This is a genomic window from Dyella flava (assembly GCF_016904955.1).
GTDB classification, from domain to species: Bacteria; Pseudomonadota; Gammaproteobacteria; order Xanthomonadales; family Rhodanobacteraceae; genus Dyella_B; species Dyella_B flava.
Window position 1 is genome coordinate 29,262 of sequence record NZ_JADIKE010000026.1, and the last position, 18,483, is coordinate 47,744.

20 protein-coding genes are annotated in these 18,483 nt (G+C 61.8%); 8 read left to right on the top strand and 12 right to left on the bottom strand.

From position 1 onward, the window contains the following. Positions 1 to 114: 114 nt before the first annotated feature. The gene (locus ISP19_RS02950; protein WP_239556436.1) at positions 115 to 1,080 is read right to left on the bottom strand and encodes a LysR family transcriptional regulator; all 966 of its coding nucleotides are present in this window, start codon (positions 1,078 to 1,080) and stop codon (positions 115 to 117) included. 199 nt (positions 1,081 to 1,279) lie between these two features. Here ISP19_RS02950 and aceB point away from each other — a divergent pair, with 199 nt between their 5' ends. Both aceB and aceA read left to right on the top strand, forming a co-directional pair. Beyond that, positions 1,280 to 2,875, top strand: a complete 1,596-nt coding sequence (aceB, locus tag ISP19_RS02955) for a malate synthase A (RefSeq protein ID WP_204679670.1) — start codon at positions 1,280 to 1,282, stop codon at positions 2,873 to 2,875. Between the two features lie 35 nt (positions 2,876 to 2,910). Beyond that, positions 2,911 to 4,206, top strand: a complete 1,296-nt coding sequence (gene aceA, locus ISP19_RS02960; protein WP_204679672.1) for an isocitrate lyase — start codon at positions 2,911 to 2,913, stop codon at positions 4,204 to 4,206. Positions 4,207 to 4,337: 131 nt separating this feature from the next. On the opposite strand, the gene ISP19_RS02965 is transcribed toward aceA, so the two are convergent. The 3 genes from ISP19_RS02965 to ISP19_RS02975 form a co-directional block, all read right to left on the bottom strand. After that, entirely contained in the window at positions 4,338 to 6,125 is a 1,788-nt protein-coding gene (locus ISP19_RS02965) for a cation:proton antiporter (protein WP_204679674.1), read from the bottom strand. A gap of 66 nt (positions 6,126 to 6,191) precedes the next feature. Continuing rightward, complete coding sequence (locus ISP19_RS02970; protein WP_204679676.1) at positions 6,192 to 7,706, bottom strand: YifB family Mg chelatase-like AAA ATPase; 1,515 nt, start codon at positions 7,704 to 7,706, stop codon at positions 6,192 to 6,194. Between the two features lie 140 nt (positions 7,707 to 7,846). After that, positions 7,847 to 8,104 (bottom strand): accessory factor UbiK family protein, encoded by a 258-nt coding sequence (locus ISP19_RS02975; protein ID WP_204679678.1) that lies wholly within the window; start codon positions 8,102 to 8,104, stop codon positions 7,847 to 7,849. Positions 8,105 to 8,287: 183 nt separating this feature from the next. Here ISP19_RS02975 and glnK point away from each other — a divergent pair, with 183 nt between their 5' ends. Continuing rightward, a complete protein-coding gene (gene glnK / locus ISP19_RS02980; protein WP_204679687.1) occupies positions 8,288 to 8,626 on the top strand; it encodes a P-II family nitrogen regulator in 339 nt (112 codons plus the stop codon). Between the two features lie 12 nt (positions 8,627 to 8,638). Here glnK and ISP19_RS02985 read toward each other — a convergent pair whose 3' ends face one another. Both ISP19_RS02985 and gpmA read right to left on the bottom strand, forming a co-directional pair. Then, positions 8,639 to 9,178 (bottom strand): CcdC protein domain-containing protein, encoded by a 540-nt coding sequence (locus ISP19_RS02985; RefSeq protein WP_204679689.1) that lies wholly within the window; start codon positions 9,176 to 9,178, stop codon positions 8,639 to 8,641. 92 nt (positions 9,179 to 9,270) lie between these two features. Then, on the bottom strand, positions 9,271 to 10,014 hold the full coding sequence (gpmA, locus tag ISP19_RS02990; protein WP_204679691.1) for a 2,3-diphosphoglycerate-dependent phosphoglycerate mutase: 744 nt from the start codon (positions 10,012 to 10,014) through the stop codon (positions 9,271 to 9,273). 144 nt (positions 10,015 to 10,158) lie between these two features. On the opposite strand from gpmA, the gene ISP19_RS02995 reads away from it, so the two are divergent. Beyond that, positions 10,159 to 10,800 carry a DUF4097 family beta strand repeat-containing protein gene (locus tag ISP19_RS02995; protein ID WP_204679694.1) on the top strand — a complete coding sequence of 214 codons (642 nt, stop codon included), beginning with the start codon at positions 10,159 to 10,161 and terminating at the stop codon, positions 10,798 to 10,800. Between the two features lie 21 nt (positions 10,801 to 10,821). Here ISP19_RS02995 and hemF read toward each other — a convergent pair whose 3' ends face one another. After that, complete coding sequence (gene hemF / locus ISP19_RS03000) at positions 10,822 to 11,727, bottom strand: oxygen-dependent coproporphyrinogen oxidase (RefSeq protein ID WP_204679696.1); 906 nt, start codon at positions 11,725 to 11,727, stop codon at positions 10,822 to 10,824. A gap of 313 nt (positions 11,728 to 12,040) precedes the next feature. Here hemF and ISP19_RS03005 point away from each other — a divergent pair, with 313 nt between their 5' ends. The 3 genes from ISP19_RS03005 to ISP19_RS03015 are packed head-to-tail and all read left to right on the top strand — an operon-like array spanning position 12,041 to position 14,804. Then, positions 12,041 to 13,255, top strand: coding sequence for a beta-ketoacyl-[acyl-carrier-protein] synthase family protein (locus ISP19_RS03005; protein ID WP_204679698.1), 1,215 nt, complete (start codon positions 12,041 to 12,043; stop codon positions 13,253 to 13,255). Further along, on the top strand, positions 13,252 to 14,043 hold the full coding sequence (locus tag ISP19_RS03010; RefSeq protein ID WP_204679700.1) for a beta-ketoacyl synthase chain length factor: 792 nt from the start codon (positions 13,252 to 13,254) through the stop codon (positions 14,041 to 14,043). The genes ISP19_RS03005 and ISP19_RS03010 overlap by 4 nt, the downstream gene beginning before the upstream one ends. Then, positions 14,040 to 14,804, top strand: coding sequence for a glycosyltransferase family 2 protein (locus tag ISP19_RS03015; protein ID WP_284385285.1), 765 nt, complete (start codon positions 14,040 to 14,042; stop codon positions 14,802 to 14,804). Before ISP19_RS03010 ends, ISP19_RS03015 begins: the two co-directional genes overlap by 4 nt. Positions 14,805 to 14,808: 4 nt before the next feature. On the opposite strand, the gene ISP19_RS03020 is transcribed toward ISP19_RS03015, so the two are convergent. The 4 genes from ISP19_RS03020 to ISP19_RS03035 form a co-directional block, all read right to left on the bottom strand. Then, entirely contained in the window at positions 14,809 to 15,240 is a 432-nt protein-coding gene (locus ISP19_RS03020) for a hotdog family protein (protein ID WP_204679704.1), read from the bottom strand. 5 nt (positions 15,241 to 15,245) lie between these two features. Continuing rightward, on the bottom strand, positions 15,246 to 16,193 hold the full coding sequence (locus ISP19_RS03025) for a lysophospholipid acyltransferase family protein (protein ID WP_204679706.1): 948 nt from the start codon (positions 16,191 to 16,193) through the stop codon (positions 15,246 to 15,248). Next, on the bottom strand, positions 16,190 to 16,504 hold the full coding sequence (locus tag ISP19_RS03030; RefSeq protein WP_284385286.1) for an ApeI family dehydratase: 315 nt from the start codon (positions 16,502 to 16,504) through the stop codon (positions 16,190 to 16,192). The genes ISP19_RS03025 and ISP19_RS03030 overlap by 4 nt, the downstream gene beginning before the upstream one ends. A gap of 81 nt (positions 16,505 to 16,585) precedes the next feature. Continuing rightward, entirely contained in the window at positions 16,586 to 16,855 is a 270-nt protein-coding gene (locus tag ISP19_RS03035; RefSeq protein ID WP_204679708.1) for a phosphopantetheine-binding protein, read from the bottom strand. Between the two features lie 92 nt (positions 16,856 to 16,947). Between ISP19_RS03035 and ISP19_RS03040 the strand changes: the two genes are divergently transcribed. Continuing rightward, positions 16,948 to 17,940 carry a chorismate transformation FkbO/Hyg5 family protein gene (locus tag ISP19_RS03040; RefSeq protein WP_204679710.1) on the top strand — a complete coding sequence of 331 codons (993 nt, stop codon included), beginning with the start codon at positions 16,948 to 16,950 and terminating at the stop codon, positions 17,938 to 17,940. A 12-nt stretch (positions 17,941 to 17,952) separates the two neighbouring features. Here the strand turns inward: ISP19_RS03040 and ISP19_RS03045 are convergent, their stop codons facing one another. Beyond that, the gene (locus ISP19_RS03045) at positions 17,953 to 18,483 is read right to left on the bottom strand and encodes a P-loop nucleotide/nucleoside kinase family protein (protein ID WP_204679712.1); all 531 of its coding nucleotides are present in this window, start codon (positions 18,481 to 18,483) and stop codon (positions 17,953 to 17,955) included.

Consider the following 18,483-nt stretch of genomic DNA (forward strand, 5'->3'; position numbering starts at 1 on the left):
CCTTTTGGGAAATGGCTTGGGAAGAAGAGAGAGGAGTGAGAGAAGAGCGATGGGTGCTTTTCCTCTTACTCCTCACTCCTATCTCCGCTCTCTTCAAGAACGCAGCTCTCCCGATCAACGCTCCGAGTGGCCTGACTCATCGTAATCGCGATGGGTGAGCAAGCCTGGCCGGATCAAGTCGATAAAGGCCCGCGCTTCCGCGCTGAGATACTTGCCCTTGCGCATCACCACGCCGTAACTGCGTTGCGGAAAGTATTGCCGCATGTTGCGTACGGCGAGACGGTTGCGATCCGCCTCGGTGATGCAGATGCCGGTGACGATGGAAATACCCATGCCCATTGCCACGTATTCCTTGATCACTTCCCAGCCACCGACTTCGATCGCCACCTGATAGGGCACTTGCCGCTGCTGGAACACCAGATCGACCAGCCGATAGGTGGACAGGCGCTGCGGCGGAAGGATCAGGCCGTAAGGTGAAAGATCCTCCAGCGCCACGCTGTGCTTGCGCGCCAGCGGATGATCCAGTGGCGTGATCAGCATCGGGTCGTAGTGATAGACCGGTGCCCAGGCGATGTCGTTGGGCACGTCGAGCATCGAGCCCACCGCAAAATCCGCTTCGTCGGCGCGCAGCAAGGCCATGCCGTCCTTGCCGGTGACATTGGCCAGTTGCAGTTGCACATCGGGAAACTGTTCGCGGTAGCGGCGCACCAGTTCCGGCAGCAGGTATTGGATGGTCGAGCTGCCTGCCGCCACGATCAGTCGTCCGGATTGCAGGCCCTTGATCTTGGTCTGGAACTCACGGTCGAGGTTTTCCCAGCCCTCAACCAGCGGGCGCGCCAGTTCGTACAGCGCCTCGCCGGCATCGGTGAGGTTGATGCGGCGACGGCTGCGCCGCAGGAGCTCCACCCCCAGCTCGCGCTCGAGCGCCTGCAACTGCAGGCTGATCGAGGGCTGCGAAAGATACAGCGACTCGGCGGCGCGGCTGAGGGTGCCGAGCTTTACCGTCGCGACAAAGGCGCGCATCTGCTTCAGCCGGTTGCCCTTGTAATAGAAGCGGCCGGCGTCACCCGAGGCCGGCATGTCTTTCCCTGGCCGCTTTTTGGTCCTCGTAACCGCCTTTTTTGTCATGTTTGGCTTCCGGACAGGATCTTTCATGACAGATTCTTCAATACCTTAGCGTATGTATTAATAATTATAATATCTACAATTGAAATATTTGTTTTGTCAAATCGATGTGTGCTGACTAGCTTCTTCGCCGAACCTTCTGGTGGAGAAGCTCATGGCAGTACCCAGTGAAAAGTTCGTCAGTCAGCCGGCCCAGATCCATGCCGACACCGCCGGCTATGAAGACATCCTGACCCCGGAGGCCCTGGCCTTCCTGGCCCAGTTGCATCGTTTTGCTGAGCCGCGCCGCCAGCAGCTCCTGCAGGCACGGCGCCAGCGCCAGGCCCGCTACGATGCGGGCGCCCTGCCGGATTTCCGGGCCGATACCAAAGCGATCCGCGAGTCCGACTGGACGGTGGCGCCGATTCCGGCCGCGCTGCAGGACCGCCGCGTGGAGATCACCGGGCCGGTCGAACGCAAGATGATCATCAACGCGCTGAACTCCGGCGCGAAGGTGTTCATGGCCGACTTCGAGGATTCCTCCGCCCCCAGCTTCACCAACCAGCTGGATGGCCAGGTCAACCTGCGCGACGCGGTCGACGGCTCGCTGGAATACCGCTCACCCGAGGGCAAGGAATACCGGATCGGTCCCCATCCGGCGGTGCTGGTGGTGCGCCCGCGCGGCTGGCATCTGCCGGAACGGCATGTCACGGTCGATGGCGAGACCATGGCTGGCGCCCTGGTCGACTTCGGCCTGTACGCCTTCCACAACGCCCACCACCTGCACGCCCGTGACCGCGGCCCGTATTTCTACCTGCCCAAGCTTGAGGCGATGGAAGAAGCGGCGCTGTGGGATGACGTGATGGCGCTGGCGGAGGATGAGCTCGACCTGCCGCTCGGCACGATGAAAGCCACGGTGCTGATCGAGACGCTGCCCGCGGTGTTCCAGATGCACGAGATCCTGCACGCACTGCGCAAGCGCGTCGTCGGCCTGAACTGTGGCCGCTGGGATTACATCTTCTCCTTCCTCAAGACGATGCGTCGTCATCGCGACCGCCTGTTGCCCGACCGCGGCCAAGTGGTGATGACGGTGCCGTTCCTGAAAACGTATTCGGAACTGCTGATCCAGACCTGCCATCGCCGTGGCGCGTTCGCGATGGGCGGCATGGCCGCGCAGATTCCGATCAAGGGCGATGACGACGCCAACGACCAGGCGATGGCCAAGGTGCGCGCCGACAAGCTGCGCGAAGTGCAGGCCGGCCATGACGGCACCTGGGTGGCGCATCCGGCCCTGGTGCCGATCGCCATGGATATTTTCGATCGCCACATGCCCACGCCGAACCAGTTGCACGTGCAGCGCGAGGACGTGAAGGCCAACCGCGACATGCTGATCTCGCCCTGCGGCGGCACCATCAGTCGCGCCGGTTTCGACAACAACGTCGAAGTGGCGCTGCGCTACACGGCGGCATGGCTGGAAGGCCTGGGCTGCGTGCCGATCCACAACCTGATGGAAGACGCCGCCACGGCCGAGATTGCCCGCGCACAGCTGTGGCAATGGCTGCATCACGGCAGCCTGGAATTTTCCGATCACGCACCGATCGATTTCGCCTTGTTCGATCACGCGCTGGCTAAGCACACCCATCGCCTGAGCGAAAGCACGCTGCCTGGCGCCAGCCGCGCCAAGGATGCCGCGCACCTGCTCGCCACACTGACCCATGCCGATCAACTCGGCGACTTCCTCACTCTCCCCGCCTACGAACAGCTCGCCTGATCGCGCGTATTCACTGCACTTACGGAGCACATGTCATGAAAAGCACACTGCCTACCGCCGAACAGATCGCGCTGGACTGGAAGAACAACTCACGCTGGGCCGGCGTCCAGCGCAACTACAGCGCTGACGATGTGGTACGCCTGCGCGGCACGGTGGAGGTGGAGCACTCACTTGCCCGTCGCGGCGCCGAGCGCCTGTGGAAATCGCTGCACAAGGAAGACTTCGTCAACGCATTGGGTGCCTTGACCGGCAACCAGGCCATGCAGCAGGTGAAGGCAGGTTTGCAGGCCATTTATCTGAGCGGCTGGCAGGTGGCGGCAGATGCCAACGTGGCGGGGGAGATGTATCCCGACCAATCCCTGTATCCGGCCAATTCGGTACCGTTGGTGGTCAAGCGCATCAACAACACCTTGCTGCGCGCCGATCAGTTGCATCACGCGGAAGGCAAGGATGAGATCGACTGGATGGTGCCGATCGTCGCCGACGCCGAAGCCGGTTTCGGCGGCGTGCTCAACGCATTTGAGTTGATGAAGGCGATGATCGAAGCCGGTGCCGCCGGCGTGCACTTCGAAGATCAGCTGGCGTCGGTGAAGAAGTGCGGTCACATGGGCGGCAAGGTGCTGGTGCCAACCCGTGAAGCGGTCGACAAGCTCAATGCCGCGCGTCTTGCTGCCGACGTGGCTGGCGTGCCGACCCTGCTGGTCGCACGCACCGACGCGGACGCCGCGGATTTGCTCACCTCCGATATCGACGACAACGACAGGCCATTCACCACCGGAGAGCGCACGGTGGAAGGTTTTTTCCGCGTACGCCCCGGTCTCGATCAGGCCATCAGCCGCGGTCTTGCCTATGCGCCGTTTGCTGATCTGGTGTGGTGTGAAACCAGCAAGCCGAACCTGGAGGAGGCACGCCGCTTCGCCGAGGCGATCCATGCAAAATTCCCGGGCAAACTGTTGGCCTACAACTGCTCGCCCAGCTTCAACTGGAAGAAGAACCTGGACGACGCGACCATCGCGAAGTTCCAGAAAGAACTCGGTGCGATGGGCTACAAGTTCCAGTTCATCACGCTGGCCGGCTTCCACAGCCTCAACTACGGCATGTTCGAACTGGCGCATGGCTACGCACAGCGTCAGATGAGCGCCTTCGTCGAATTGCAGGAGAAAGAATTCGCGGCAGCCGAGCGCGGCTTCACGGCGGTAAAGCATCAACGCGAAGTAGGCACGGGTTACTTCGACGCGGTGACCCAGGCGATACAGCAAGGTCAGTCGTCGACCACGGCCTTGAAGGGTTCGACGGAAGAAGCGCAGTTCAAAAGAGCTTCGGCGGCCTGATGCACTCACACCCTGCCCGCTTATGGCGGGCAGGGTACATCTCGCATCGCCGTCACGCCGGCCTTCAGCGAGAGGACGGCGAGGTGCAATCGGGACTCATGAAACTGACGTCAAGTACTAAGCACTGCAACTCAGGGCGTTTCCGGCGGCACCAGCACGATCACCGTCCACCCGGGACGCGGTTCCAGCTCACGACGTTCCGCCGCCACGCGCAACGCAGATTTTTCATCCACGCCAAACATCAATATCGACGTCGAACCGTATTGCTCGATGAAGTGCGGCCAGTCGAAGGTTGTCGTGAGCCCGGTTGACTTGATGCGCCAGCCGCGTATCAGCAACTCCGCAAAGCGCGAATGCGTCATGCCTTCTTCAAAAAGTGCGGGCACCAGCAAGCGATCATTGAGCGCTTTGCGATGAGTGGTTTCCTGCGGTGCCAGATTGCGCAGCCGGTAGACCTTCTCGCGTCCGAATTCCTGCTGGTAATGCAGGCAAGCCAGGGAATTGCGCTCACGGTGGATGGATAGACCCAGCATGTGACCGATACCGACCAGGTCGAGATGGCGATCGGCATATGCAGACACCGGGTTGCCGTAAAACGTGCCGAGACCTTCCATGCGTGCGCGACGAATGCCATCCCAGTCGTCATCGGCCAGCAGCACGTGGAATCCGGCTTGCTTGAGCACGCTGCCGATGGCGCGTGCGACCGCATCGGAACCGTAGATCAATACGCCACGAGGCTCCGGCTCGGCCACCTTGAGCCATCGCGCCAGCGGCCGGGACGTTGCACTTTGAAACACCACCGTGCCGATGATCAGGATGAATACCAGCGGCACTAAAACTTCGCTGCCGTTGATCCCAAGGTTGGACAGGCGCAAGGCGAACAACGCGGTGACCGAGGCCGCCACGATGCCGCGCGGCGCGACCCACGAAATCAGCGCACGCTCGCGCCAGCTCAGGCTGCTGCCGAGGCTGGATACGATCACGCTGATCGGACGCACGACGAACTGCGCAGCGAGAAAAATACCTACACCGGCCCACAATGTGCCCGGCGGCAGCGGCCAGCTCAATCGTGCTGCCAGCAGGATGAACAGTATCGACACCAGCAGCACGGTGAGATGTTCCTTGAAATCAAGGATGTCATCGACGTGCACGTCGCGCATGTTGCACAGCGCGATACCCATGATCGTGACGGCGAGCAGGCCGGAATCATGCGCCATCTCGTTGGAGAGCATGAACGACAGCAACACGATGGCTAACGCGCCAAAGTTTTGCAGGTATTCGGGAATCAGCTGTCGCCGCAACAGAAACGCCAGTACCAGCGCGGCAACACCACCGCACACCACGCCAATCACCACGGTGGACAGGAACACGCCGATCGCATGGCCTTGGTGATGCGACACGATGGCTTCGTAAATCAGCACAGCGAACAGCGCGCCAAGCGGATCGATCACGATGCCCTCCCAACGCAGCGCATTGGCAATGCGCTCGTTGGGCCGCAAGGTGCGCAGCATGGGTACGATCACGGTGGGGCCGGTTACACAGGTCAGCGCGCCAAACAACAAGGCCAGATCCCAGCCCAGGCCCGCCATGTAATGTGCTGCAGCCGCCAGCAGCAGCAAGGCGACAATCGCGCCGTAGCTGACCAGGCCTCGCACCACGTGACTGATCCCCGACAGTTCGTGGAAGCGCAAGGTCAGGCTGCCCTCGAACAAAATCAGGGCCACGGACAGTGAGACGACTGGCATCAGCAGCGGGCCGAGCACTTTGTCCGGATTGAGCACATGTCCCACCGGGCCAAGCAGAATGCCCGCCAGCAGCAGGAACAGAATGGCGGGGAGCTTTACCCGCCAAGCCAGCCATTGCGCGAAAAATCCAATGGCCAGCATGCCGGTGAGCAGCAAGCCGAGCTCAATACTCATGCACACCCCCTTTGCGGCACATCAGGATGGCCGTATCGCACCATAAACATAGGGGTAAATCCGGGTCTAGTCTGATACCAGCGATAAGCGGCGATACTGCAGCGCTTCCGCCAGATAGTGGCGGTCGAGCGCGGCGGCGCCATTGTCGAGATCGGCTATGGTACGGGCTACGCGCAAAGTCCGGTGGTAGGCGCGCGCCGACAATCCAAGTCGTTCGAGGGCTCCATCGAACCAGCGCCGCTCCGCCGGGCCTAATGCGCAATCACGCTCCAGTTCGCGTGTACTGATCTCGGCATTGGGACGGCCGGCGCGATTGAGCGCATGCTGGCGCGCGCGGATGACGCGCTTGCGAACCGTGGCAGAGTCTTCGTCACGCGTGCTGCGCGGCGAGCTCAATTCGGTCAGCGGTACGACCGGGACTTCCACGCACAGATCAATACGATCAAGTAGCGGACCCGAAATACGCGAGCGATAACGCTGGACCTGGTCCGGCGTGCAGCGACAACGTTGACGCGAGTCGCCTGCATAGCCGCAAGGACAGGGATTCATCGCTGCGATGAGCTGGAATTGGGCGGGAAAGCTCAGCTGGCGCGCTGCCCGCGAAATCAGGATCTGTCCGGACTCCATCGGTTCGCGCAACACTTCCAGCACGTGGCGACTGAACTCAGGGAATTCATCCAGGAACAACACCCCGTTATGCGCCAGCGAGATCTCGCCGGGTCTCGGCTGCGAGCCGCCGCCCACCAGGGCGACCGCGGAGGCGGTGTGGTGCGGCGCACGAAAGGGACGACGGCGCCAGTGGGCGGGATCGACCGGCTGGCCGGCCACCGACAGGACGGCGCAGGTTTCCAGCGCCTCGGATTCGGTCAGCGGCGGCAGAATGCCGGGCAGGCGCTCGGCCAGCATGGTCTTGCCGGTGCCGGGCGGCCCCATCAGCAGCAGGTGATGACCGCCGACCGCCGCAATTTCCAGGGCTCGGCGCGCTTGTAGCTGGCCGCGCACATCGATCAGGTCAGGCCCGGAGTCATCGCCCGTCAACGCAAGCGACGACGTGGGTGGCAGCAGCTCGTGGGAGCCACGCAGCCAGCCGCAAACCTCGGTAAGGGTGTCGGCGACGCGCACGTCCACTTCGGAAATCAGCGCCGCCTCCTCGGCATTGGCCCGCGGCACGACCACTCGGCGTCCACGGGCACGGGCTCGCAGCAAGGCGGGCAGCACGCCTGAAACCGGCCGGAGCTGGCCAGACAACGCCAGTTCGCCCAGAAATTCGCAGTCATCGAGCTTTTCGCGCGGCACCTGATGGCCAGCGGCCAGGATGCCCAGAGCGATGGCCAGATCGAAGCGACCGCCATCCTTGGGCAACTCGGCCGGAGCCAGATTCACCGTGACCTTGCGGTTGGGATATTCAAAGGCAGCACTTTGAATGGCCACCCGGACACGATCGCGTGCTTCACGGACCGCCGCTTCGGGCAAGCCAACGATGTGGGTACTGGGAAGACCGCCCGACAGATGGACTTCCACCATCACCTGCGGTGCGGCGACGCCCTCCTGGGCACGGCTGAGCGTGACGGCCAGGCTCATCGGGTGTGAACGCGGTATACGACAGAGTCGCTGATTGAACGGTCCATCGAGCGACTCCATGGCAATCGGGGCGAAAGAAAAGAGCCGCCCCCGACTCCTTGGGGTGATGGTGACGAATCGGGGGCGGCTACCGGAACTGGCTATGCCCGCTGAGGTGGCACGCCGGATTCCAGTTCCGCCACGCGCCGCTCGAGTTCCTCGACCCTGGCGCGGGTTCGCGCCAATACCTGGGTCTGAACGTCAAATTCCTCTCGGGTAACTAGCTCGAGATGGCGCAATCCCTGCGCCAGGATATCGCGAAAATTGGCGCGCAAATCCTTATGCGCGTCTGCCAGCCCTGGCGGTACCAACGAAACAAGTCGAAGGGCAATTTGATCGATATCCTGCCTGCCCGTCATGGTAGGCACCTCGAACTCGTCGGGAGAAAGTGTAAGGAGTGTGCAAAATCGGGCGCCATCAGTGAGCTCCACCAAAATGTGTAGGCATTTTCCTACAAGATAGGACAGGCTAGCTTTCAGCTAGGCAGAATGTATGCTCCGCATCGCGTAACCGGGCCAGTTGGGGCCTGATGAGGAATTTCCATGAAATTGGTTGTGGCTGTCATCAAACCGTTCAAGCTGGACGATGTCCGCGAGGCCCTGGCCGAGGCGGGCGTACAAGGCATTACGGTGACCGAGGTGAAGGGTTTCGGACGACAGAAAGGCCATACCGAACTCTACCGGGGCGCCGAATACGTGGTGGACTTCCTGCCCAAGATCAAGCTGGAAGTGGCCGTGTCGGATGACCAGCTCGAACGGGTGGTTGAAGCCATCACCCAGTCAGCCCGCACGGGCAAGATCGGAGACGGCAAGATCTTCGTCAGCAGCCTGGAACAGGTGATCCGCATCCGCACCGGCGAGCTGGATCACGACGCGCTCTGACTTAGACCCTGCCTACACCGGCTGCCCCGGCCGGCTGCGCAGGACGCGCTGGTGATGCATCAGCAGGCCGGCGAAATAGCAGACGTAATACCCGACCAGCAGACCGAATATGGCCAAGGTCAGCGGACTTTGGCCGATGGCCGGACTCTGGATCGGCGGCGTCGCTCCGGTGACATCCTGCATTTGCGGATAAAGCATGGCGAAGCGGTAGAGCAAACGGGCCAGGAACAGCATGGTCACTAACGTACCGATATAGGGATTGGGCACATAGCAGTCGCCCTTGACCGGATCGACCAGGAACCGGGTAAAGCGCAAGCCGAGCAGGCCCAGTGCGACACCGGCGATCACGCCTCCGCCGATCCCGCCCAGCAAGCTGATGTTGTGCAGGGATGCCGCCAGGATCACGCAGCCCAGCACCGCAAAAATGACAATACGCAGGGTCATTCTGTTGCGCCGGATCGGTTGCGGCCCGAACTGGCTGCGCACACGCCGCAACACCGCAAATGCCAGCAACGGGAGCATGATCAGGGGCGTGGTGAAATGAGGTGCCATGCTGCTACCTGTGTGCGGGAAAGGTGCGGGCAGCTTAGGGCCTGTTTGCACGACAGGCGACTGACGCCTGTCATGCATTCTTACCGGGAGATTTACCTGGCCTTGCCCTGATTCGCCACCGCAGCCATCTTTGCCGCGATGGCGTCGGCATCACCCAGGTAGTAGTGACGCAGCGGCTTCATGTTGTCATCGAATTCGTAGACCAGCGGCACGCCGTTGGGGATATTCAATTCGACGATGTCTTGGTCGGAAATGCCGTCCAGATACTTCACCAGCGCGCGGATCGAATTGCCGTGCGCGACCAGCAGCACACGCTGACCGGCGCCGATCGCAGGAGCCAGCACTTCGTTCCAGTAAGGCATCACGCGGGCGACTGTATCCTTCAGGCATTCCGTATCCGGAATCAGTTTCGGATCGAGCTCGGCATAACGCGGGTCGCGCAGCGATGGATTGGCATCGCGCTCCAGCGCCGGCGGAGGGATGTCATAGCTGCGACGCCAGATCTTCACCTGATCCTCGCCGTACCTGGCGGCGGTTTCCGCCTTGTTGAGACCGGTCAGGGCGCCATAGTGCCGCTCATTGAGACGCCATTCGGTCAACACCGGAATCCACATCAGATCCATCGCATCCTGCACGTGCCACAAGGTGCGCACCGCACGCTTGAGCACCGAGGTATGCGCCACGTCGAAGTGATACCCGGCCTGGACCAGCAACTCGCCCGCCTCGCGGGCCTCGGCCGCGCCCTGCTCGGTGATATCGACGTCGGCCCAGCCGCTGAAGCGGTTTTCGAGGTTCCACTGGGACTGGCCGTGGCGGATCAAGACGAGTTTATGCATAGGATCGTGTCTGAAGTATGAGGCGAGTGCGAAATGGTGAGACCGCACCCCATCTCCGTCAATGGTTGACCCTGCCGAAAGTCACGCTAAACCCGCCAGCAAGCCGAAGCATCTTAGGGATGACACTACCCAGGAGTATTTCCAATGCGTCTTGTTGCGCTAGCCCTCGCCCTACTGCTGCCTCTGGCCGCCGCGGCCCAGGATATCGACAAGGTCAACGGCACGATCGATGTCGGCCCGGGTGAACATGCCGGAGACGTTCATACCGTCAATGGCTCGGTGCATATCGGCGGTGGAGCGATCGTGCAGACCGCCGGCACGGTCAATGGCTCGGTGGATCTGGGCGATAAAGCCCAGGCCAGCGGCTTGCACACGGTCAATGGCCATATCGCCCTGAATGAAGGCAGCCGCGTGAGTGGCAATATCAAAACCACCAATGGCGGCATTTCCATGGAATCCCGCGCGGATGTCGCCGGCAATGTGACGACCGTCAATGGCTCGATCGGGCTCAATCACGCGCATGTCGGCAATGGCATCGAAACGACCAGCGGCGATATCACCGTCGGCGACGGCTCACGCGTTGAAGGCGGCATCCTCGTCAATGAACCCCACGGCTGGAGCTGGCCCAACCACGATCCGCATATCGTGATCGGCCCGCATGCCGTGGTCACCGGCACGCTGGATTTCCGCCGCCCGGTGCAGCTGGACGTCAGCGACAGCGCGCAGATCGGTCCGGTGAAGGGCGCCAAGCCCAACATCTTCCATGGTGCGACACCGTCCATGTGATGCGGTGGTTTCCGCGTGGATTCAAACCCAGTCGCGCGGCTTGAGGTATTCCGCAAGCCGCGCTTCGGGCGAGCCCTCTTCCGGCTGATACGCATACTCGAAACGCACGCGCGGCGGCAGGCTCATCAGAATGGATTCGGTACGCCCGCCTGATTGCAGTCCGAACAAAGTGCCGCGATCGTAGACGAGGTTGAATTCCACGTAGCGGCCACGGCGGTAGAGCTGGAATTCACGCTCACGTTCACCGTAAGGAATGTCCTTGCGCCGCTCGACAATCGGCAGATACGCATCGAGAAAACCCTGCCCCACGGCTTGCGTAAATGCAAAGCAGCGCTCGAAGCCGCCTTCATTCAGATCGTCATAGAACAAACCGCCGACACCGCGCGTTTCGCCGCGATGCTTGAGGTAAAAGTAATCGTCGCACCACTGCTTGTATCTGGCATAGATATCTTCGCCATAGGGTGCACACACATCGCGCGCCACCGAATGCCAATGCCGCACGTCTTCATCGAAGGGATAAAACGGCGTGAGATCGAAACCGCCGCCGAACCACCATACCGGCTCGACACCCGGCTTGCTCGCCTCGAAGTACCGCACATTCGCATGCGTGGTGGGAATGTAGGGATTGCGCGGATGCAGCACCAGCGAGACCCCGGTCGCGACGAAACTTCCGCCCGCCAGTTCCGGACGATGCGCGGTCGCACTAGGCGGCAATTTATCGCCATGCACCAGCGAGAAATTCACCCCGCATTGCTCGAACACCGCACCATCGCGCAAGACGCGCGTGCGGCCACCACCACCCGCCGGGCGTGTCCAGGCATCCTCCACAAATCGAGCTTGCCCATCGATCCGTTCGACAGCTTCGCAAATCCGATCCTGCAAGGTCATTAAAAACTGTTCGGCGCGTTCGACTTGCTCGCTGCTCATCATTCCAATCCATCAGCGTGTGTTTGGGTAAAGCTTAGGGCCTGTTAGCACGATTGGCGTAGCCCGCGTTGCCGAGGAGTGGTCGTCAGGTGGTAGTGCGTGGCGCAGGCTTGGCTGGCTGCCAAGGCAAGCCGCGCGCTGCCGCATGGTGGCCACTCCTCGGCAACGCGGGCTACGCCAATCGTGCTAACAGGCCCTAGCAAGTGATCTCCACATGAAGGTGGAGGGAACGCCGCGTGGAGGGTGAACGGTAGCCTGCGGGGCTTTCGGACGGGATCTAGGCAAGCCCAAGACCCGTCGCTAGGCTCACGACATGCTCGTTACACCCTTTCCTCTCGCGGTCACGGCCTATACCGCCACCTCCGCACTGGGCCTTGGCCTGGACGCCCATCTTGAGGCACTTCGGCAGCAGCGCAGTGGGCTGCGGGCCAACGATTTCGGCGATGCGCCACTGCCGTGCTGGATTGGCCGCGTGGAAGGCGTCGAGTCGGCGACCCTGCCGGATGCGTATGCGCCATGGGATTGCCGCAACAACCGCCTGGCGTGGATAGGCCTGAACCAGGATCATTTTCTGCCACAGGTTCAGGCGGCCAGGCAGCGCTATGGCGCGGCACGTATCGCACTGCTGCTAGGCACATCCACGGCCAGCATCGGCGCGACCGAGGAAGGCTATCGGCGACTCGACGGCGATCAGCGCTTGCCTGCCGATCTGCGTCGCCCGGTCATCCATAACCCGCATTCGTTGACGGCCTTTGTCGCCGATGTGCTGGATATCGGCGGCCCATGCCTGACCATTTCGACCGCATGCTCCTCCAGCGCCAAGGTGTTCGCCAGCGCGGAGCGACTCATCCGGCTCGGCATCGTTGACGCAGCGATCGTGGGTGGCGTCGATTCACTGTGCGACAGCGTCTTGTTCGGCTTCAACGCGTTGGAACTGGTATCGCCCGAACCTTGCCGCCCCTTTGATGCCGCACGCCGCGGGATCTCGATCGGCGAAGCCGCCGGCTTCGCCTTGCTTGAACGTATCGATGCCCGTCCCGATGCCGCATTGCGCTTGCTTGGCTGCGGTGAATCCAGTGACGCTCATCACATGTCCACACCGGACCCTAGCGGTCGAGGCGCGGAACTGGCATTGCGTGATGTGCTCGATCACGCGGGCGTCGCGGTAGCACAGGTCGACTACATCAACCTGCATGGCACGGCGAGTCAGAAGAACGATGCGATGGAAGCCGCACTGGTTGCACGCCTGTTTCCGCCTCAAACACGGGTCAGCTCCACGAAGGGATTGACTGGCCACACCTTGGGCGCAGCCGGCATCGTGGAAGCTGTGATCACAATGTTGGCACTGCGTGAGGATTTCGTGCCGGGCAACGCCGGCGCAAGTTCACCCGATCCCGCTTGCACGCAACACTTTGCGTGGCGCAACGAATCTCGCCCGGTGCGGATTGCACTTAGCCATTCCTTCGGTTTTGGCGGCAGCAATGCCTGCCTGGCTTTTGCGCGCACAGCGACGGATGTCAGCGCATGAGCGGATTGTACGTTCAAGTAGAAGGCATTGGCCTGTGGACACCGCAGGCAACAGATTTCGACGCGCTGCGCCGCCTGTTCGCAGGTGACACGCCGGCAGCAGCGGCTTCCCGCCCGACTGCTTCCGCCTTGTCGCTCAATGAACGTCGTCGCGCACCGGAAAGCGTACTGGTTGCCATCGAAGTTGCTTCACAAGCTGTCGCCATGAGTCATCGCTCTGCTGAAAATCTGGCCTGCGTTTTTGCATCGGCCTACGGCGATCAGGCCACCACCGACTATATGTGCCGCGTGCTTGCGCGGGCACCCGGTGAACTTTCACCCACCCGTTTCCATAACTCCGTGCATAACGCATCGGCTGGTTACTGGACCATCGCCACGGATTGCCGCGCCCCTTCAAGCGCCGTATGTGCGGGATATGCAAGCTTTGGGGCCGGCTTATTGGAAGCCGCCACGCAAGCTTGTGCCGATCAGCGTGCAGTACTGCTGGTGTGCAGCGATACGGCCGGGGCCGGTCCATTAGGCGAACTCATCGGATGCCAGCTCACCTTCGCCTGCGCGTTGGTCCTGTCGCCGGCTAGCGAAGCACATTTGCCTCGTCTCAAGCTCACCGTGGTTGCGGATGCTCCTCGACATTCACCCTTGCCCACTGCCTGCGTGACATGGACGCACGACAACCCATCCGCGGCTTCTCTACCGTTGCTGGCCATGCTGGCCAGCGAAGGTGGCGAATGCGTATTGCCCGCTTCGGAACGACATGGACTGCGGGTCGAAATGGAGGTGAATGCGTGAACGATACCCTGCGCTGGTGTGTGCTGATTCCTTGTCTCAATGAAGAGAAAGCCATCGGCCGGGTGGTGAAGTCGGCACTGCGCCTGGGCGTTCCGGTGATCGTGATCGATGATGGCTCTGACGACCGCACACCCGAGATCGTCAACACCATGCCGGTTTCCTTGCTGTGCCATGCGCAACGACAAGGTAAGGGCGAAGCCCTGCGTACCGGTTTCCGCGAAGCACTGCGACGGGGCTTCGACGCCGTGGTGACCATGGATGGCGATGGCCAGCATCTGGCCGAAGACATCCCACGCCTGGTCGACGTCGGCAAACGCTTTCCGGATCACATCGTCATCGGCGCCCGCCTGTTGCAACGCGAACAACAGCCGAAAAGCCGGCGCCGAGCCAACGCCTTCGCAGACTGGGGTATTTCCTGGGCGTGCGCACAACCCATCGCCGATACACAGAGCGGGCAGCGCTGGTATCCGCGCAGCGCGCTGGATCTGGTCGAGTTGAATGCGGAGAACTTCGTGTTCGAGGCGGCGGTATTGATCGCAGCATCCCGCGAAAAAGGACTCGGCATCGTTTCGGTGCCGATCGCTTCGCGTTACGAAGGCTCATTTCGGCTAAGCCATTTCAGTCCCGTGCGTGACGTGATGCGGATTGCCATGTACACCGTCGGCCGCGTGTTTCATTACGGCAGCATTCGTGCCAGTTACAACCGCTCGCGCGCCCAGCCACTGGTGATCGACGACAGTTATTCCTGTCGCATTGCCTAGGGCATCAGCTCTCGGTGTAGATCACCGCTACACGGCCGGATGCCAATCCGTGCCCATGTTGCTCAACCTTGAACGTGTACTGCGCACCACGTTCATCGGCAAACAGGCACTCTGCGTGAACGTCGAGAGGGCCAGCGGAAAGATCCACGTACTCGGCGTTTAATTGCATGTCACGCAAGCTGACCAGGCGGCCCGCCCGTGGGCTCGTTACCTGACGCGCCAGCGCCAGCAAAGCACCATGGACCGCCGATGCCTGCGCACCGTATTCGGCCATGTGCACAGCGTGGAGATTCGCAGCGTCACGGAGCGGGTGATCGTGAACGCCGTGCCGCCCGGCAATGGCATGGATGGTCCGATCGTCCCAGTCCATCACATGATCGAGCAGGCGCATGTCATCCGCGTGTGGAATCAGCGCCGACCAATGTGGTTGTGTCATCGTGCTCACGCTTCAGACACGGTGTTTGCACGAACCATCGCGACGGGCTGTGCTTCGTCCTGCTGCCAGAAATCGTAGAAGTTGAACCAGTTATACGGTTCGAGGCGTGCGTAATGTTCCAGTCGCTGCGCATAACGACGCAACACGTCATCGATAGCCCGATCACGGCCGTCGCGAGGAATCTCCACGCGCTCGGCAAACAACTCGAAGCTGAGCGCGTAGCGGCGGCCACCGCGATACATCCCAAAGCAAAGCACGACCGGTACTTGCAGGGTGTTGGCCAGCAACCATGGCCCAATCGGGAACGGCGCAGGCTGCTGCAGAAAATCGACCTTGCGCAGGGTCTCATGGGCACGCCCACGATCGGCCAGCAATGCGACCATGCTGCCGGCGCGGCAGGCTTCGGCGACCGCCAACGTAATGGCGGCGCCACCACGCGAAACGTCAATCACGGCCTCGCCGACTTCCGGGGCGAGGGACTCCAGCAGCTCGGTGATCGCGGGCGTCTTCTGCTTGTCCAGCAACACCCGCAACTGCACTTCCGGACAACGCGCACTGAGCGCCCGCAACACTTCGAAACTGCCTTGATGTGAGCCGACCAGCAACACACCACGGCCTTGAGCTATGCATTGCTGCAGTTGATCAAGCCCCTGCACTTCAATATCGAAATCCCGCTCACCATGCGCAAGCAGGTAGATGCGGTCCGCCATCGTCACCGCAAAACAGTGCAGATGTTTCAGCACTTGCCACACCGTAGCCGGACGGCCAAACAAGCGAGTGAGGTAGTCACGCGACGCACGGCGTTCGGCGCCGCGCTTAAGGAAGTAGTACAGCGTGATGGGATAGAGGCAGAACAGAATGAAGCCACGCCCGCAACGCAGGGCGGCATGGATCAGCAGCCCGAGTGAAGCCCGGCTGCCGCCTTCGCGCTGCTCTTGCCAGTGCGCACTCATGTCGCGCCCTCGATCACACCGCGCGCCAGCACCTGGCTGTCGCGCAAAATTTCAAAACGCACGCGCCCTGCCTTTTCGCCCAGTTGCAGTTCAGCCTGTTCCCCGGGGTACAGCGGCGCCACGAACTTGGCTTCCAGTACCCGCGCAATACGCTGGTTGCGCCATGCGCGCAAAGCCTTGGCCACCAGCTCAAGCAGCAGCACGCCAGGCACCAAGGGCTGCCCCGGGAAATGCCCGGGCAGGCACGGGTGGTCCGGGTCTACGCAGAACACCGTTCGATAGCGCTGGTCGCTCGAGCTGGGCTGGTCCACGTGAAGTTGCCGATTAGGAGTACTGTACTGATGATGCTGAGCTGACCTGTCACAGGCCTTAACGTGAGAACCTGCCCACGATCAGACAGTTCGCTCCCGTTCGATATGCTCGGAGAGCGCATGCAAGCTGCTGAAAATGCGCTGGTTATCCGGATGGTCCGAGCGCAGCTGCATGCCATAGCGCTTTGAAACGGCCAGGGCGATTTCCAGGGCATCGATCGAATCCAGGCCCAGGTCGCCGCCGAACAGCGGTGCTTGCGGATCGATCTGCATGGGATCGACCGTCTCCAGGTTGAGGGCGTCCACAATCAGGATGGCCAGTTCGTGTTCGGCGGCAGTCTGCGTCGGCATGCGTGTTTCGGTGCTCCGGCTTGCGCGGCCAATCCCGGGCCAAAGTGGCCGGCCAGTGTAACATAGGGGCCTTGTCGTCCCTGGTTGCAAGCATGGTTCAGGCGAGCGAAAACCTGCAGGTCCAGCCGGGCCTAATGCGTTGTCCACGTGTCACTTACCGCATGGCGGCTCCCAAGACAGCCCTGGCCGAACCTGGCACGCTGGCGGTCTTCGGCTTTGGTGCCGGGTCGCCTGACAGTGACGATCCCCGCTGGCTGGGCGTGGCGTTGGAGTGCTTCGACGCACCCGCCCCACTCGAGCTATGGCAGGTGGATGGCGAGGTGAGCTGCGGCCGTCACGGCGACGTGCGCTGGTCGGCCGGTGGCGGCTGGCTGTTTGCGGCGATTGAGTTGAATGAGTCCGCGGTTGGCGATACCCAAAGCGCGACGCACCAGGCCTATACGCAACTGCGCCAGTTCATGAGTACGCGTGACGAACGCTGCGTGTTGCGCATCTGGAACTACATCAGCGACATCAACCACGGTGACGGTGACGCGGAGCGTTACAAGCAATTCTGCGATGGTCGCGCGGCGGGCCTGGGCGATTTCTTCGCAGCCGGTTTTCCGGCCGCCACGGCCATCGGGCATCACCATCACCAGCCGCTGTTGCAGATCTACCTGCTGGCGAGCGTCGATGAGGGGCTTGCCATCGAGAACCCACGGCAAGTCAGCGCGTGGCGTTATCCGCGCCAGTACGGCCGCACTTCGCCCGGTTTTGCGCGCGCCATGCTGATGCCGGCGCGCGATGCCCTGGCGATTTCCGGCACGGCGGCGGTGGTCGGCCATGCGTCGGCGCACGAAGGCGATCTTGAAGCGCAACTCAACGAAACGCTGACCAATCTCGAAGCCTTGCTGGCGACGGCGGACATGCCTGCCGGATTCGACACGCACTCACCGCTGAAGGCCTATGTGCGCCATCCCGTTGATGCGCCTCGCGTACGCGACGTTCTGCAACAGCGCTTGCCGGGTGTGCCGGTGTTGCTGGTGCATGGCGACGTTTGCCGCCGTGAACTGCTGGTGGAAATTGACGGCTGGCGCTTTGCCTGAAACGCGGCGATATCAGTGCGCCGCTTTCGCAGCACACAAACACTGGTCGAGCCGCCACACACACGCATCCACAGTAAGATTCGCGGTATCGATGATGACGCGATCGCGATTCCAGTTTTCGTAGACGCGGCTTTGCACGTCTTGCCAGGTGGGCAATACGAGCCCGGCGATGTCGGCTGTCCGCGATTCGACGCGGCGTCGATGTTCCGCCGTGTCCGAGCAGCAAATTTCAACCTCGATGATCGACGCACCCGCCCGTGAAGCCGCGTTTCGCCAGGCGTCCCGTGTGATCGCAAGCGGATTGACCGCATCAGCGATCACGATCCGGCCCAGCCGCAGATTGTCTTCGGCCAGGGCGTAAGCGATGAAATATCCCTCTGGACCTATTTTTCCAGTGATCCCGGCGGCTTTTATCAAGGCCTGCTCAATGGTGTCGATGCGAAGATGCATGGCACCACGCCTGCGAGCAAGTTCGCGCGCGATAGACGTCTTGCCGGTGCCCGGCAATCCAGCAAGGGCCACCAATACCCCTGTGACCGACAT